The organism is Streptomyces sp. NPDC107559 (genome assembly GCF_055657365.1).
On the sequence record NZ_JBVKBD010000026.1, the window covers coordinates 39,217 to 53,864 of the forward strand.

Genomic DNA, 14,648 nt, shown 5'->3' on the forward strand with positions numbered 1-14,648 from the left:
GACCACCACCGCCCCGCCCCGCCCGGGGACCGACCGGCACCGCCCCGCCCGGCGCCCCCGGCCGTACCTCCGGAGCCCGGAGCCCGGAGCCGGGTCGGTCCACGTCCGGTCCCCGGCGGGCGGCCGACAGCGGGACCCGCGGCAAGCCGCAGGCAGCCGGCGGGACCGGTGGCAAGCCGTGTACGCCCTCCGCGGACCGCGCCCCGTGCGGGTGCCTGCCAGACTGGAACCCGTACGCACCCCCACGGACAAGGACCCCAGATGACCCGCGTGATCGCCGGTGCCGCCGGCGGACGCCGCCTCGCCGTCCCGCCGGGCACCGGCACCCGTCCCACCTCCGACCGCGCGCGCGAGGGCCTGCTGTCCACCTGGGAGTCCCTGCTCGGCGGCCCGCTGGACGGCGAGCGGGTCCTCGACCTGTACGCCGGCTCGGGCGCCGTCGGCCTGGAGGCCCTCTCCCGGGGCGCGGGCCACACCCTGCTCGTCGAGGCCGACGCCCGCGCGGCCCGCACGGTCCGCGAGAACGTGAAGAGTCTCGGGCTGCCCGGCGCCGAGGTCAGATCGGGCAAAGCGGAGCAGATCATCAAGTCGCCGCCGCCGGGGGAGCCGTACGACATCGTCTTCCTGGACCCCCCGTACGCCGTCTCCGACGACGATCTACGCGAGATCCTGCTCACACTCCGCGCGGAAGGCTGGCTCGCGCCGGAAGCCCTCGTCACCGTGGAGCGCAGCACCCGAGGCGGCGAGTTCCGGTGGCCGGACGGCTTCGCGGCCCTGCGGGCCCGTCGCTACGGCGAAGGCACGTTTTGGTACGGTCGCGCCGCCTCTACGTGCGAAGACGCACGATGACCGGACCGGAGAGCGAGGGAACCCAGTTGCGCCGCGCCGTCTGTCCCGGGTCGTTCGACCCCATCACCAACGGACACCTAGACATCATTGGCCGCGCCTCCCGTCTGTACGACGAGGTCTATGTCGCGGTCATGATCAACAAGTCCAAGAAGGGCCTGTTCGAGATCGACGAGCGGATCGACCTCATCCGTGAGGTCACCGCCGACTACGCCAACGTCCGGGTCGAGGCCTTTCACGGCCTCCTCGTCGACTTCTGCAAGCAGCGCGACATCCCGGCGATCGTCAAGGGGCTGCGCGCCGTCAGCGACTTCGACTACGAGCTCCAGATGGCCCAGATGAACATCGGGCTCTCGGGCGTCGAGACCCTCTTCGTGCCCACCAACCCCACCTACAGCTTCCTGTCGTCCTCCCTGGTCAAGGAGGTCGCGACCTGGGGCGGCGACGTCTCGCACCTGGTCCCGCCCGCGATCTTCGAGGCGCTCACGCGGCGTCTGGGACAGGGCTGACCCCGACTCCCGGGCACGCGCGGAACCCTCACCTGGGCTGACAGCCCGTCATCCGGTGTCGGCCGCGCGTCCCATGGACGTACAGTCGTCCCGTCCGTCTCCAACACAGCTGTAGAGAGTGGCGAGCACACGATGGACGTGCAGAAGAAGCTCGAAGAGGTCGTCTCGACGGTCTCCAGTGCCCGTTCGATGCCGATGTCGGCCTCGTGCGTGGTCAACCGTGCCGAGCTGCTCTCCCTGCTCGAGGAGCTGCGCGAGGCGCTGCCCGGCTCCCTCGCGCAGGCCCAGGAGCTGATCGGCGACCGCGAGCACATGGTGGAGCAGGCCCGCCAGGAGGCCGAGCGGATCATCTCGACGGCGCACGTCGAGCGCGGTTCGCTGATCTCCGACACCGAGATCGCCCGCCGCTCCCAGGCCGAGGCCGACCGGATCCTCGCCGAGGCGCACAAGGAGGCCGAGGAGGTCCGCGTCGAGGCCGACGACTACGTCGACTCCAAGCTCGCCAACTTCGAGGTCGTCCTCACCAAGACGCTCGGCTCGGTCGGCCGCGGCCGCGAGAAGCTGCTCGGCACCGGACCGGGCCTGGACGAGCAGGGCTACGAGGACGAGGACGCCCCCGAGCGCAGCCACGACCCGGAGACCCTGCGCCGCGACGCCGACGCGTACGTCGACTCCAAGCTCGGCGCCTTCGAGGCGGTCCTCGCCAAGACCCTGGAGGCCGTCGGCAAGGGCCGCGCCAAACTGCACGGCCGGATCGCCACCGACGACCTCGGCGCGCTCGCCGACGACACCACGACCTTCCAGCACTCCAGCGACGCGGACTACCTCGCCGACCTGGCCGCCCTCGCGGACGCCCCGGCCGAGCCGCGCCGGCAGCCCGCCGCGCAGCAGCCCGTCCAGCCGCAGTACGACCAGCAGCCCGTCCAGCCGGCGTACGACTACCAGCAGCAGGCGGACCCGTACGGCGGCTACCAGCAGCAGGGCTACGGCCAGCAGGACGCGTACGGCTACCAGCAGGCGGACCCCTACGCCGCGGGCTCCGGCTACGCCCAGGACGGCGGCTTCCAGGGCTACGACACCCAGCAGGGCGGGTACGACCAGCACCAGGGCCACCAGGGCCACCAGGGCCACCAGGGCCACCAGGACCACCAGGGGTACGCGCTCGACGAGACCAGCCTCTTCGACACCAGCATGATCACCCCTGACCAGCTGCGGGCCTACGAGCAGGAGCGGGGCCTGTAGGACCGGGCGGCGGCCGCCCCGGCGGGCCGGGCGCGCAGCCGGATTGGGCCGAGAGCGAAAGGTCCAGTATCCTGGCTCTTCGGTCGCGTGTACGTCCGCGATCCGCGCTGCCCGGCGACACCGAAGGGCCGCGTCCCTGAGCTGAGAAGATCGAAAGCAGGAATGGCTCTGAACACCCGCCTCGACCACCGCAACCCGCTCGTGTTCGACACACACGAGCTGGGGCGGCGTCCTGGCGCGCAGCAGCGCCTGACCCGCACGATCGACGCCCCCCGTGATCTCGGGATCGCGGAGGTCATCGGAGTGCCGGAAGGCGCCCCGGTGGAGCTCGACCTCCGCCTCGAGTCGGTCATGGAAGGGGTGCTTGTCACAGGCACCGCCCGTGCACAGGCCGAGGGGGAGTGCGTAAGGTGTCTGGAGCCGCTCGGGCTGGAGCTCGAAGCGGACTTCCAGGAGATGTTCTCGTACCCTGACGCCGACGACCGTGGCCGCCCCAAGGCGGAACCGGCCGACGACGCCGAGGAAGACGAGGACAGGCTCTTCATCGAGGACGGCTTGTTCGACCTCGAACCCGTGCTGCGTGATGCGGTGGTGCTCGCACTGCCGATGCAGCCGGTGTGCCAGGAAGACTGCCCAGGACTGTGCACCGAGTGCGGTGCGCGCCTTGCGGACGACCCGGACCACCATCATGACGCCGTCGACATCCGATGGGCGGCATTGCAGGGACTCGCCGGTTCACTCGGAGACGGCGAGAAGGACGAGATGAGCGGCGCCGAAGCGGGCGTCGACGAGAAGCAGGAGAAGTAGCCGTGGCTGTTCCGAAGCGGAAGATGTCGCGCAGCAACACGCGCCACCGCCGGTCGCAGTGGAAGGCTGCGGTCCCCACCCTGGTTGCGTGCGAGCGCTGCCACGAGCCCAAGCAGCAGCACATCGCGTGCCCGTCTTGCGGCACCTACAACAAGCGCCAGGTCCTCGAGGTCTGAGCGGCTGGTGAGAGGTCTGATGTCTGACGCCAAGAAGCACTCTCTCCGTGCAAGCGGAGGCGGTCCGGCGGACACAGCGGCCTCGTCCCACACGCTGTTGGAAGGGCGGCTCGGGTACAAGCTCGAGTCCGCCCTTCTGGTGCGTGCGCTGACCCACCGTTCGTACGCGTACGAGAACGGCGGTCTGCCGACGAACGAGCGCCTGGAGTTCCTCGGGGACTCCGTGCTCGGTCTCGTCGTCACCGACACGCTGTACAACACCCACCCCGACCTGCCCGAGGGCCAGCTGGCCAAGCTGCGGGCCGCGGTGGTCAACTCGCGTGCACTGGCGGAGGTCGGCCGTGGCCTCGACCTGGGTTCCTTCATCCGGCTCGGCCGGGGTGAAGAGGGCACGGGCGGCCGGGACAAGGCGTCCATCCTCGCCGACACCCTGGAAGCGGTGATCGGCGCGGTCTATCTCGACCAGGGCCTCGACGCGGCCTCCGAACTGGTGCACCGCCTGTTCGATCCGCTGATCGAGAAGTCCTCGAACCTCGGTGCCGGCCTGGACTGGAAGACCAGTCTCCAGGAGCTCACCGCGACCGAAGGGCTCGGCGTGCCCGAGTACCTGGTCACGGAGACCGGTCCCGACCACGAGAAGACCTTCACTGCTGCCGCCCGCGTCGGAGGCGTCTCGTACGGCACCGGCACCGGCCGCAGCAAGAAGGAGGCGGAGCAGCAGGCCGCCGAGTCCGCCTGGAGGTCCATCCGGGCCGCGGCGGACGAGCGGGCCGAGCAGGCGGCCGCGGAAGCCGCCGCGACCGTCGAAGCCGGCCCCGAGTCGGCATCCGCCTGACCGAACAGCGCGACCGAGCGCCCGTCCCTGCCGGGGCGGGCGCTCGGCTCATACACCGGTTGTCACGGGGGGTCTCATGCCCGAGTTGCCCGAGGTCGAGGTCGTACGGCGCGGTCTGGAGCGATGGGTCGCCCATCGCACGGTCGCCGACGCCGAGGTGCTGCACCCCCGTGCGGTCCGCCGCCATCCGGCCGGTGCGGACGACTTCACCCACCGCCTCAAGGGCCACCGGATCGGTGTGCCCAGCCGCCGCGGCAAGTACCTCTGGCTGCCGCTGGAGGACACCGACCAGTCGGTGCTGGCCCACCTCGGTATGAGCGGCCAGCTCCTGGTCCAGCCGCACGAGGCGCCGGACGAGAAGCATCTGCGCATCCGGGTCCGCTTCACCGACGTCCAGGGCACCGAACTCCGCTTCGTCGACCAGCGCACCTTCGGCGGTCTTTCGCTGCACGACACCACCCCCGACGGGCTGCCCGACGTCATCGCGCACATCGCCCGTGACCCCCTCGATCCGCTGTTCGACGACGAGGCCTTCCACCAGGCCCTGCGCCGCAAGCGCACCACCATCAAACGGGCGCTGCTCGACCAGTCGCTGATCAGCGGCGTCGGCAACATCTACGCCGACGAGGCGCTGTGGCGCGCCCGCGTCCACTACGAGCGTCCCACCTCGGGCTTCACCCGCCCGCGCACCGCCGAACTCCTGGGCCACGTCCGGGACGTGATGAACTCCGCGCTCGCGGTCGGCGGCACCAGCTTCGACAGCCTGTACGTCAACGTCAACGGGGAGTCGGGCTACTTCGACCGGTCGCTGGACGCCTACGGCCGCGAGGGCCTGCCCTGCCGGCGATGCGGCACGCCGATGCGCCGCCGCCCCTGGATGAACCGCTCCAGCTACTTCTGCCCGACGTGTCAGCGGGCGCCGCGCGTCTCGTCGTAGCGCTCCCGCGCCGCCAGTACGTCGTCCATGCCGCCCTCCAGGACCCGGATGAGCGCCAGCAGCCGCTGGGCGACCTCGTGGCCCAGCGGCGTCAGTTCGTAGTCCACCCGCGGCGGGTTGGTCGGCTGTGCCTCGCGCAGCACCAGGCCGTCGCGCTCCAGCGCGTGCAGCGTCTGGGAGAGCATCTTCTCGCTCACGCCGTCCACCCGGCGGCGCAGCTCGTTGAACCGCAGCGAGCCCTCGCACAGCGCGCCGAGCGTGAGCCCGCCCCAGCGTCCCGTGACGTGCTCCAGCGTCCCGCGCGAGGGACACGCCTTGGCGAACACGTCGTACGGGAGGTGCCGGTCCTCCGCGCTCTCCTGCGTGCTGTTCATATCTGCAGCTTACGCGCGCTCAGCGCTGACGAACAGGTTGCACTAACTCCTGGTTAGTGCTTTCCTTTTTTCAGTGCTTGTGAGCTGCGCTGCCGCTCCACCGGGCATCCCTATGTCTTTCGAGGAGTACGTCACATGACCACGCCCGTTGTCTCCATCGCCTACCACTCCGGCTACGGCCACACGGCCCTCCTCGCCGAGGCCGTGCGGGCCGGGGCAGCCGGGGCCGGCGCCGAGGTGCACCTGATCAAGGTCGACGAGATCACCGACGCACAGTGGGAGACGCTCGACGGCTCCGACGCGATCGTGTTCGGCTCGCCGACCTACATGGGCACCGCGTCCGGCGCCTTCCATGTCTTCGCCGAGGCGTCCTCGAAGCGCTGGTTCGGGCAGGACTGGAAGGACAAGCTGGCGGCCGGCTTCACCAACTCCGGCTCCAAGAGCGGCGACAAGCTGCACACCCTCCAGTTCTTCCAGATCCTCGCCGCCCAGCACGGCATGAACTGGGTCAACCTCGGTCTGCTCCCCGGCTGGAACAGCAGCACGGCCTCCGAGTACGACCTCAACCGCCTCGGCGTCTTCGCGGGCGCCGCCGCCCAGACGAACGTCGACGCGGGCCCGGAAGCCGTGCACAAGGCCGACCTCGCAACCGCGGAACACCTGGGCCGCCGGGTCGCCGAAACCGCCCGGACCTTCCTCCAGGGCCGAGCAGCCGCCTGACCTGGGACCGCTCGGTTCGTCCGGCAGCTTCGTGATTCGTACGGCCGGAGGGCCGGCATCGGGGTGACCGGCGCTGACCCCCAGGGCAACGGCGGGGGCGACAACATCCCCGTACTCAGCAACGTCAGCCAGATGGACTGGGACGATTCGCCCTTCTGCGGAGTTCAGGTCAAGACCAAGGACACCGAGCAGAAGACGTCCTGTCCGGTGGTGCACAACGACCGGATCATGATCTCTCACAGCGGTCCGGTGGTCCGGTGGTCCGGTTGTTCGGGACCGTCGGACCGTTTCGGCTTGCCGGGGTGTAGGCAGCCAGGCGAGCAATCCGGCTGTTGCCTCGGGTCGGCCCCAGACGACTCCTAGGGCTCTGACCTGCGGTTATCTCAGTAGCCGAAGAAGTGAAGGGCCGGGTCCCCAGCCTGCGACTACGTAATTGATCAACGCTGCGACCTGCGACTCAGCTGTCGGTGGTTGTCGGCGTTGGTCGTCGTCGAGCACCCCCGCACGGCCCAGAGACGGCCCGAGCGCGGTGTCGTGGCGTGCCCCTCGACGCGAGCTACGGGCGGGACGGTCGCTGAGTCTGCTCGGCTGGTCAGACGGTCATGCGGGACTGCTGACGGTCGACTCCGGTCGCGATGGTTGCTGTACCTCGCTGCTGTACGACAGGAAGGCGTGAGGTACAACTACGCCATGACAACTCGACCGACGCAGGCAATGTGGTGGGCTGAAATGGCGGTCTTCCTTGCCGTGGCGGCCGTGACTCTCACTGGGCTCGTCGTCTTTCTGGGGTCATTGGCAGCCCGTGGCGGCCACGTGACCTTTGACGGCGGGGCTTCGATTCTGCTGATTGCACTGTCCGTCGGCGTCGGCATCTTCGTGAGTGGCCGGTTCAGGGCGTGGGGACTGCGTCGGCAAGCCGTGCTCCCACGGTCTTGAAAACCGTCGTGGCAGCGATGTCACCGTGGGTTCAAATCCCACCACCTTCGCGCTGAGAGCAGCAAGAACGGCCCCTGACCTGGTTGAAAGGTCGGGGGCCGCTCTCGTGTCCTGCCGCCGTGACTGCTCAGTGTGCTCCGTGGATTCCCGCCGGACCGGGCACACGAAGGGCACGAGCTGCGGCCGATCACCGCTTTAGGAGTTCGGTTCGATCCCGCTTCGGACGCCGTAGTCGACTGGCGCGACGGCCGGACAGGGTTGTCGGTGGCCACCCCCGTCCGGCGTCGTTGATGTCAGCCGTGGATGTCAGAACCTTCTGATCCGTAGCTCCAGCCAGTTCGGTCAGCGATGGTCATTCCGGTCGCTTCGGGCTGCCGAGGTCGCGACCGGGCGGGACAACGGGATGCGCGCACTGAGGCACTTCTACGCCTCGGTGCTCCTGGACGCGGGGGAGAGCATCAAGGCACTCGGCGAATACCTCGGTCGCCACGATCCCGGGTTCACGCTGCGGACCTACACCCACCTGATGCCGTCGAGCGGGACCCGCACCCGGGCCGCCGTGGACCGCGTCCTCCCGGACGAACCTCCGGCTGACGGCCCCGAGACGGCCCCAGAGGGTTCTTAGGCCTCTGACCTGCGCTTATCTCAGTAGCCGAAGTCCTGGGTCCACCAAGGGCCGCCGTCGCCGAAGTGCACTCCCACGCCCAGCGTGTTGAAGTCGCAGTTCAGGATGTTGGCCCGGTGGCCGGGGCTGTTCATCCAGGCTTCCATGACGGCCTCGGCGTCCGTCTGGCCCCGAGCGATGTTCTCGCCGCCGAGGTTGCTGATGCCCGCCTTAGCCGCCCGGTCCCACGGCGTGGCGCCGTCCGGGTCGGTGTGGTCGAAGAAGTTGCGCTGGGCCATGTCCTCGCTGAAGGCCTCGGCCAGCTGGGTGAGCGAGCCGCTCGCCGTCAGGGCGCTGCATCCGACCTTCGCCCGCTCCTCGTTGACGAGCTTCAGCACCTCCGCCTCGGCCTGCGCCTCGGCGGACACCGTCACCGCGGAGCTGGACTCCTTCGGCGCCTTGGTGGCCGTCGTCGGCTTCTGCGACGGAGTGGTCTCGGCGGTGCCGGGGTCCGCCGTCGGCGCCTTCGAGGGCGTGGTGCTCGGCGTCGCGCTGGGCTTCGGGGCGGCCGGCGCCGTCGGGGTGGCGGCCGCCGACGCGCTCGCCCGCTGGGAGCCGCGGCCGGCCGCCGTGGAGTCGTCGCGCTCGGCCGCGGTGCCGGACGTGCCGCCCTGCTCCGTCGCGGAGTTGGACGGGGAGCCGGCGGCCTGCACGTTGTCGCTGCCGCTGGTGCCACCGCCGAGTCGGTAGTTCTCCAGGCCTGGCACCACACCGGTGGCGACCGCGACGGTGCCCAGCGCGACCGCGGCCGAGACGCCGAGCAGCCCGCTGCGGACCGGGTTTGCGGCGCGCTTCTTGCGACGGCGGTGCGCGGAGCGTCGTACGCCTTCGTCGGGCGTGAAGCCCTCGGACAGGAAACTGCGGGTGAAGGCGGCGTCGCGGGGGAAGCGGGGGTCGCGGGCCGGGCGGCTGTCGGCGGCGGGGCGGTCCTCGCGGGCGGGACGGTCGGCACGGACGGGACGGGTCTCGTGGACCGGGCGGCTGTCGTGGGTGACGCGCTGGTCCGGGACGGGGTGGCTGTACGCGCTTTCGTACGTGTTTCCGTACACGTTTCCGTACGTGTTTCCGTACGCGCTTTCGTATGTGTTTCCGTACGCGTACTGGGACTCGTACCGGGGTCCGTACCCATACCCGTACTCGTGCCCGTACTCATGCCCGTCAGCGGTGCCCGGCGGGAACGTCATGGTGGCGTCGGGCCACGCACCGCCGTCCTGCTGCGGCGCGTAGAGAGGGGCGTCGCTGTGTGCCGTGGCCTCGGGATAGGCGGTCTCGGGGTAGACGGTGGGGTTCAGATAGGGCGCCGTGCCCATCGCGGTCGGGGCGTCGCCGTACGAGTCCTGCGGGCCGCGGTCGCCCCAGCCGGCTATGGAGGGGTCGTGCGCCTCCATGACCTCCGCGGCGTGGCCCGTGGCGGAGCGTCCGTGGCGTCCCATGTCCTTGCCTTCCTCGTCCTTGCTCGTCCACCTGGTCGACCCGAGCCTGTCCCGAGTCCAGGCGGCCGACCTGGCGGTTTCCCGCATGTCCTGGACGGCCCGACTCACTCCAACGAGTGAGTTTCATATGAGATTCATTGGGTGGGGACGGTACCGCATGACGCAGGGGGAGGAAGTGCCCCCAGGGACATTGGCCGGTTAGGTTGCAGCCATGAGCGAGGATGTGCGGCTGGTCGCCTGGGTGCGTGGGCGGGTACAAGGTGTGGGTTTCCGATGGTTCACCCGGGCCAAGGCGCTGGAGATCGGCGGCCTGAGTGGCTTTGCTCTCAATCTGGGCGACGGACGGGTCCAGGTCGTCGCGGAAGGGCCGCGTCCGGGATGCGAGGGACTCCTCGACTGGCTCCGGGGGGACGACACGCCCGGGAGTGTCACCGGTGTCACCGAGATCTGGGACACACCCCGCGGCGGCTACGACGGCTTTGCCATCCGCTGACTCCGCTCGGCACGGAAGCCCAGGTGGGAGCGGAGTGATATGCCACGGGCACCTGCCCGAAGCAGAAAGCTCCTGGTGGTTGCCAAGAACGGCTTGTGGTGGCAAGCTCCGCACGTAAGGATGATCGCCACGCCCCGAGGGCCCCGCAGGAGTCGCAGCGTCGCCGTTTCCAGGCCGCCTGCCGCAGGGTCGCCCGCCAATACGGGGCGTGATCGTGTTGACCGTCAAACTTTTTGGTGAGACGCTGAAAGCCCCGCGCACCTTAGCTGTTTGGCATGGATGAACGGCAGCACGAACTCAAGAGTGCCAAGCACCGCGGGTGCGAATCCCTCACGACCCACACCACTTCGGTCGGTCACTCAGTGTGGAGGACCATCCATCATGGCAAAGGCGCTTCTCGGTTACGTCGGCGGCTCCGACCCTCGACTCCTCGCCGAGATGCGACGGCTCCAGCAGCGCGTACAGGACCTGGAATCCGAGCTCGGACGGATCCAGGCCGAGAACGAGGCGCTGACGGCTGCCGCTTCTCACGACAGGATCATGGAGAGCATCGACGCACACCAGGCGGAGCCTGCGCTCACCTGATCGCTGCACTGCTCCACAACAGCACACGCAGTGGTTGGGCTGCCCGTATCAACCGCTAAGTTGTCAGAGTGTGCATAGGGACGCTTCGGCGTCCCTTCTTTCTTCCCCCCGGTCCTGACTGCCCCCGCATCCCTGCCCCCGCGCATCCTTTCACTGTCTTTAACGTCTGGTGTGCCCTGCACGTTCATGGGTGAAACCGCGGGTTCATGGAGTGAGACATCACCGGAAGGTAGAGTCCAGCGGCGTGCACCTCAAGGCGCTGACCCTCCGCGGCTTCAAGTCGTTCGCCTCGGCGACCACGCTCCGGTTCGAGCCGGGGATCACGTGTGTCGTGGGGCCGAACGGCTCGGGCAAGTCCAATGTCGTGGACGCGCTCAGCTGGGTCATGGGCGAGCAGGGCGCCAAGTCGCTGCGCGGCGGCAAGATGGAGGACGTCATCTTCGCCGGCACCACCGGCCGCCCGCCGCTGGGCCGCGCCGAGGTGTCCCTGACCATCGACAACTCCGACGGCGCGCTGCCCATCGAGTACGCCGAGGTCACCATCACGCGGATCATGTTCCGCAACGGCGGCAGCGAGTACCAGATCAACGGCGACACCTGCCGTCTCCTGGACATCCAGGACCTGCTGTCCGACTCCGGCATCGGCCGTGAGATGCACGTCATCGTCGGCCAGGGCCAGCTCGACTCCGTCCTGCACGCCGACCCCATGGGCCGCCGGGCCTTCATCGAGGAGGCCGCGGGCGTCCTCAAGCACCGCAAGCGCAAGGAGAAGGCGCTGCGGAAGCTGGACGCGATGCAGGCCAACCTCGCGCGCGTGCAGGATTTGACGGACGAGCTGCGCAGGCAGCTCAAGCCCCTGGGCCGCCAGGCGGCGGTCGCACGCCGGGCCGCGGTGATCCAGGCGGACCTGCGCGACGCGCGCCTTCGGCTGCTGGCCGACGATCTCGTACGGATGCGCGAGGCGCTCGACGCCGAGGTCGCCGACGAGGCCGCGCTGAAGGAACGCAAGGAGGCCGCCGAGCAGGAGCTGAAGAAGGCGCTCCAGCGCGAGGGCCTGCTGGAGGACGAGGTACGGCGGCTCTCGCCACGGCTCCAGCGCGCGCAGCAGACCTGGTACGAACTCTCCCAGCTGGCCGAACGGGTACGCGGCACCGTCTCCCTGGCCGACGCGCGCGTCAAGAGCGCGACCTCCTCGCCCCCGGACGAACGGCGCGGGCGCGACCCCGAGGACATGGAGCGCGAGGCCGCCCGGATCCGCGAGCAGGAGGCCGAGCTGGAGGCCTTCCTGGAGGCGGCGCAGCACGCTCTGGACGACACCGTGGCCCACCGCGCGGAGCTGGAACGCGAACTCGCGGTCGAGGAACGGCGCCTGAAGGACGTCGCGCGCGCCATCGCGGACCGCAGGGAGGGGCTGGCCCGGCTGAACGGCCAGGTCAACGCGGCCCGTTCGCGCGCCGCCTCGGCCCAGGCCGAGATCGACCGGCTCGCCGCGGCGCGGGACGAGGCGCAGGAGCGGGCCGGGACCGCGCAGGAGGAGTACGAGACGCTCAAGGCCGAGGTGGACGGGCTCGACGCCGACGACGCGGAACTCGCCGGCCGGCACGACGCGGCGAAGGAGCAGCTCGCGCTGGCCGAGGCCGCCCTGACCGAGGCCCGCGAGGCGGCCGGCGCGGCGGAACGCAGCCGGGCCGCGACCCGGGCCCGCCACGAGGCCCTCGCCCTGGGGCTGCGCCGCAAGGACGGCACCGGCGCGCTGCTGGGGGCGCAGGACCGGCTGACCGGCCTGCTGGGTCCGGCCGCCGAACTGCTGACGGTCGCCCCGGGACACGAGGTCGCGCTCGCCGCCGCCCTCGGCGCCGCCGCCGACGCCGTCGCGGCGAGCGGCCCCGCCGCGGCCGCCGACGCCATCCGCCTGCTGCGCAGCCAGGACGCGGGACGAGCCGCACTGCTGCTGGGCGGCGCCCCCGACGACGTACCACCGTCCCCCGACGACGTACCAGCGGCCTCCACGACGGACCGGTCGCCTGTCGCCGGCGACCATCCTGCCGCGGACCAGCCGTCCGTCGCCGCCGCCGACCGTCCCGCCGCGGACCTGCCGCCCTTCGCCGCCGACCTCGTCCGCGCCCCCGCCGACCTCATGCCCGCCGTACGACGGCTGCTGCGCGGGATCGTCGTCGTCGCCACCCTCGACGAGGCCGTGGAACTGGTCGGCGCCCACCCCGGACTCACCGCCGTCACCGCCGAGGGCGACCTGCTGGGCGCGCACTTCGCGCACGGCGGGTCGGCCGGCGCGCCCAGTCTGCTGGAGGTGCAGGCGTCGGTGGACGAGGCGGCCGCCGAGCTGGAGGTGCTGGCCGTACGGTGCGAGGCGCTGGCCGGGGCGCAGCAGGCGGCCGTCGGCCGGCGCGCGGAGTGCGCCGCGCTCGTCGAGGAGCTGGGGGAGCGGCGCCGGGCCGCCGACCGGGAGAAGTCGGCCGTGGCGCAGCAGCTCGGCCGGCTGGCCGGCCAGGCCCGGGGGGCCGCCGGTGAGGCCGAGCGGTCCACGGCGGCCGCGGCCCGGGCGCAGGACGCGCTCGACAAGGCCGTACTGGAGGCGGAGGAGCTCGCCGAACGGCTCGCCGTGGCGGAGGAGATGCCGGTCGAGGAGGAACCGGACACCTCCGTGCGCGACCGGCTCGCCGCGGACGGGGCCAACGCCCGGCAGACCGAGATGGAGGCGCGGCTCCAGGTCCGTACGCACGAGGAGCGGGTCAAGTCGCTCGCCGGGCGGGCCGACTCCCTGGACCGGGCGGCCCGCGCCGAACGCGAGGCACGCGCGCGTGCGGAGCAGCGGCGCGCCCGGCTGCGGCACGAGGCGGCCGTCGCGGAGGCCGTCGCCTCCGGCGCCCGGCAGCTGCTCGGGCACGTCGAGGTCTCGCTGCGCCGGGCGGACGAGGAGCGCACCGCGGCCGAGGCCGCCAAGGCCGGGCGCGAGCAGGAACTGGTCGCCGCCCGCACCGCCGGACGTGACCTCAAGGCGGAGCTCGACAAACTGACGGATTCAGTTCACCGGGGTGAGGTACTCGGCGCCGAGAAGCGGCTGCGGATCGAGCAGCTGGAGACCAAGGCGCTGGAGGAACTGGGTGTGGAACCGGCGGGACTCATGTCCGAGTACGGACCGCACCAGCCGGTGCCGCCCTCCCCCGCTGCCGAGGGCGAGGAGCTGCCGGACGATCCGGAGCACCCGCGCAACCGGCCCAGGCCGTTCGTCAGGGCGGAGCAGGAGAAGCGGCTGAAGGCCGCCGAGCGCGCCTACCAGCAGCTGGGCAAGGTCAATCCGCTCGCCCTGGAGGAGTTCGCGGCCCTGGAGGAGCGGCACAAGTTCCTCAGCGAGCAGCTGGAGGACCTGAAGAAGACCCGGGCCGACCTCCTCCAGGTGGTGAAGGAGGTCGACGAGCGGGTCGAGCAGGTCTTCACCGAGGCGTACCGGGACACCGCACGCGAGTTCGAAGGCGTCTTCGGCCGGCTGTTCCCCGGTGGTGAGGGACGACTGCTGCTCACCGACCCCGACAACATGCTCACCACGGGTGTGGACGTCGAGGCGCGGCCGCCGGGCAAGAAGGTCAAGCGGCTGTCGCTGCTCTCCGGCGGCGAGCGGTCGCTGACGGCCGTCGCGCTGCTGGTGTCGATCTTCAAGGCGCGGCCGAGCCCGTTCTATGTGATGGACGAGGTCGAGGCGGCGCTGGACGACACCAACCTCCAGCGTCTGATCCGCATCATGCAGGAGCTCCAGGAGGCTTCGCAGCTGATCGTGATCACGCACCAGAAGCGCACGATGGAGGTCGCCGACGCGCTCTACGGCGTGTCCATGCAGGGCGACGGTGTCTCGAAGGTCATCTCCCAGCGCCTTCGTTAGTCGCACGCGGGTTGCGTCAGCCCGGAGTCATGCCCGCGCACATCCCCAGTTCGTTCACTACTTGAACACACGGTGGGCCCGCCCTGTCCATAAGCTCACACTCTCAGGATTATTAACTTCGAAACTTGAAGGCATAGTCTCTGCGACATTGCTTATACCTTCAGGTGGTGGGCGGCGTGATCCTGTGCGCCACTGG

The 14,648-nt window shown here is 70.5% G+C and carries 13 protein-coding genes, 1 tRNA gene and 1 pseudogene; 13 read left to right on the forward strand and 2 right to left on the reverse strand.

Features of this window, described 5'->3' with window-relative positions; genetic code table 11:
* Positions 1 to 261: 261 nt before the first annotated feature.
* The 7 genes from rsmD to mutM all read left to right on the forward strand — a co-directional run bounded on the left by rsmD (position 262) and on the right by mutM (position 5,352).
* Positions 262 to 849 (forward strand): 16S rRNA (guanine(966)-N(2))-methyltransferase RsmD, encoded by a 588-nt coding sequence (gene rsmD, locus ACZ7OY_RS40670; RefSeq protein ID WP_472250571.1) that lies wholly within the window; start codon positions 262 to 264, stop codon positions 847 to 849.
* Positions 850 to 875: 26 nt separating this feature from the next.
* Positions 876 to 1,355 (forward strand): pantetheine-phosphate adenylyltransferase, encoded by a 480-nt coding sequence (coaD, locus tag ACZ7OY_RS40675; RefSeq protein WP_472250606.1) that lies wholly within the window; start codon positions 876 to 878, stop codon positions 1,353 to 1,355.
* A gap of 132 nt (positions 1,356 to 1,487) precedes the next feature.
* On the forward strand, positions 1,488 to 2,597 hold the full coding sequence (locus ACZ7OY_RS40680) for a cell division initiation protein (RefSeq protein WP_472250572.1): 1,110 nt from the start codon (positions 1,488 to 1,490) through the stop codon (positions 2,595 to 2,597).
* 162 nt (positions 2,598 to 2,759) lie between these two features.
* Entirely contained in the window at positions 2,760 to 3,404 is a 645-nt protein-coding gene (locus ACZ7OY_RS40685) for a YceD family protein (protein WP_472250607.1), read from the forward strand.
* Between the two features lie 2 nt (positions 3,405 to 3,406).
* Positions 3,407 to 3,580: a 50S ribosomal protein L32 gene (gene rpmF / locus ACZ7OY_RS40690; protein WP_003951102.1), complete on the forward strand. Its 174-nt coding sequence runs from the start codon at positions 3,407 to 3,409 to the stop codon at positions 3,578 to 3,580.
* A 19-nt stretch (positions 3,581 to 3,599) separates the two neighbouring features.
* Positions 3,600 to 4,415 (forward strand): ribonuclease III, encoded by an 816-nt coding sequence (gene rnc, locus ACZ7OY_RS40695; RefSeq protein WP_472250573.1) that lies wholly within the window; start codon positions 3,600 to 3,602, stop codon positions 4,413 to 4,415.
* Between the two features lie 76 nt (positions 4,416 to 4,491).
* Positions 4,492 to 5,352 carry a bifunctional DNA-formamidopyrimidine glycosylase/DNA-(apurinic or apyrimidinic site) lyase gene (gene mutM, locus ACZ7OY_RS40700; protein WP_472250574.1) on the forward strand — a complete coding sequence of 287 codons (861 nt, stop codon included), beginning with the start codon at positions 4,492 to 4,494 and terminating at the stop codon, positions 5,350 to 5,352.
* On the opposite strand, the gene ACZ7OY_RS40705 is transcribed toward mutM, so the two are convergent.
* A complete protein-coding gene (locus ACZ7OY_RS40705) occupies positions 5,325 to 5,726 on the reverse strand; it encodes a winged helix-turn-helix transcriptional regulator (protein WP_472250575.1) in 402 nt (133 codons plus the stop codon). The two genes, mutM and ACZ7OY_RS40705, sit on opposite strands and share 28 nt — an antisense overlap.
* Before the next feature lie 135 nt (positions 5,727 to 5,861).
* On the opposite strand from ACZ7OY_RS40705, the gene ACZ7OY_RS40710 reads away from it, so the two are divergent.
* From ACZ7OY_RS40710 to ACZ7OY_RS40720, 3 genes and pseudogenes are all read left to right on the forward strand, one after another.
* Positions 5,862 to 6,446 carry a flavodoxin family protein gene (locus tag ACZ7OY_RS40710; protein WP_472250576.1) on the forward strand — a complete coding sequence of 195 codons (585 nt, stop codon included), beginning with the start codon at positions 5,862 to 5,864 and terminating at the stop codon, positions 6,444 to 6,446.
* Between the two features lie 891 nt (positions 6,447 to 7,337).
* Positions 7,338 to 7,432, forward strand: a tRNA-Ser gene (locus ACZ7OY_RS40715).
* Positions 7,433 to 7,746: 314 nt separating this feature from the next.
* A pseudogene (locus ACZ7OY_RS40720) lies at positions 7,747 to 8,007 on the forward strand (site-specific integrase); the annotation flags it as partial.
* Positions 8,008 to 8,027: 20 nt separating this feature from the next.
* On the opposite strand, the gene ACZ7OY_RS40725 reads toward ACZ7OY_RS40720, so the two are convergent.
* Positions 8,028 to 9,479, reverse strand: coding sequence for a CAP domain-containing protein (locus tag ACZ7OY_RS40725; RefSeq protein ID WP_472250577.1), 1,452 nt, complete (start codon positions 9,477 to 9,479; stop codon positions 8,028 to 8,030).
* A gap of 211 nt (positions 9,480 to 9,690) precedes the next feature.
* Here ACZ7OY_RS40725 and ACZ7OY_RS40730 point away from each other — a divergent pair, with 211 nt between their 5' ends.
* The 3 genes from ACZ7OY_RS40730 (at position 9,691) to ACZ7OY_RS40740 (ending at position 14,452) form a co-directional block, all read left to right on the forward strand.
* Entirely contained in the window at positions 9,691 to 9,972 is a 282-nt protein-coding gene (locus tag ACZ7OY_RS40730; RefSeq protein ID WP_351617435.1) for an acylphosphatase, read from the forward strand.
* Between the two features lie 381 nt (positions 9,973 to 10,353).
* Positions 10,354 to 10,557 (forward strand): hypothetical protein, encoded by a 204-nt coding sequence (locus ACZ7OY_RS40735; RefSeq protein ID WP_020942469.1) that lies wholly within the window; start codon positions 10,354 to 10,356, stop codon positions 10,555 to 10,557.
* A gap of 244 nt (positions 10,558 to 10,801) precedes the next feature.
* Positions 10,802 to 14,452, forward strand: a complete 3,651-nt coding sequence (locus tag ACZ7OY_RS40740) for an AAA family ATPase (RefSeq protein ID WP_472250578.1) — start codon at positions 10,802 to 10,804, stop codon at positions 14,450 to 14,452.
* The last annotated feature ends 196 nt before the right edge of the window (positions 14,453 to 14,648 follow it).

Bases quoted from the DNA above. Each gene is read 5' to 3' on its own strand.
- ACZ7OY_RS40725 (WP_472250577.1), bottom strand. From the start codon at position 9,479: ATGGGACGCCACGGACGCTCCGCCACGGGCCACGCCGCGGAGGTCATG.
- ACZ7OY_RS40680 (WP_472250572.1), top strand. From the start codon at position 1,488: ATGGACGTGCAGAAGAAGCTCGAAGAGGTCGTCTCGACGGTCTCCAGT.
- rnc (WP_472250573.1), top strand. From the start codon at position 3,600: ATGTCTGACGCCAAGAAGCACTCTCTCCGTGCAAGCGGAGGCGGTCCG.
- ACZ7OY_RS40730 (WP_351617435.1), top strand. From the start codon at position 9,691: ATGAGCGAGGATGTGCGGCTGGTCGCCTGGGTGCGTGGGCGGGTACAA.
- ACZ7OY_RS40685 (WP_472250607.1), top strand. From the start codon at position 2,760: ATGGCTCTGAACACCCGCCTCGACCACCGCAACCCGCTCGTGTTCGAC.
- ACZ7OY_RS40705 (WP_472250575.1), bottom strand. From the start codon at position 5,726: ATGAACAGCACGCAGGAGAGCGCGGAGGACCGGCACCTCCCGTACGAC.
- ACZ7OY_RS40710 (WP_472250576.1), top strand. From the start codon at position 5,862: ATGACCACGCCCGTTGTCTCCATCGCCTACCACTCCGGCTACGGCCAC.
- rsmD (WP_472250571.1), top strand. From the start codon at position 262: ATGACCCGCGTGATCGCCGGTGCCGCCGGCGGACGCCGCCTCGCCGTC.
- mutM (WP_472250574.1), top strand. From the start codon at position 4,492: ATGCCCGAGTTGCCCGAGGTCGAGGTCGTACGGCGCGGTCTGGAGCGA.
- ACZ7OY_RS40735 (WP_020942469.1), top strand. From the start codon at position 10,354: ATGGCAAAGGCGCTTCTCGGTTACGTCGGCGGCTCCGACCCTCGACTC.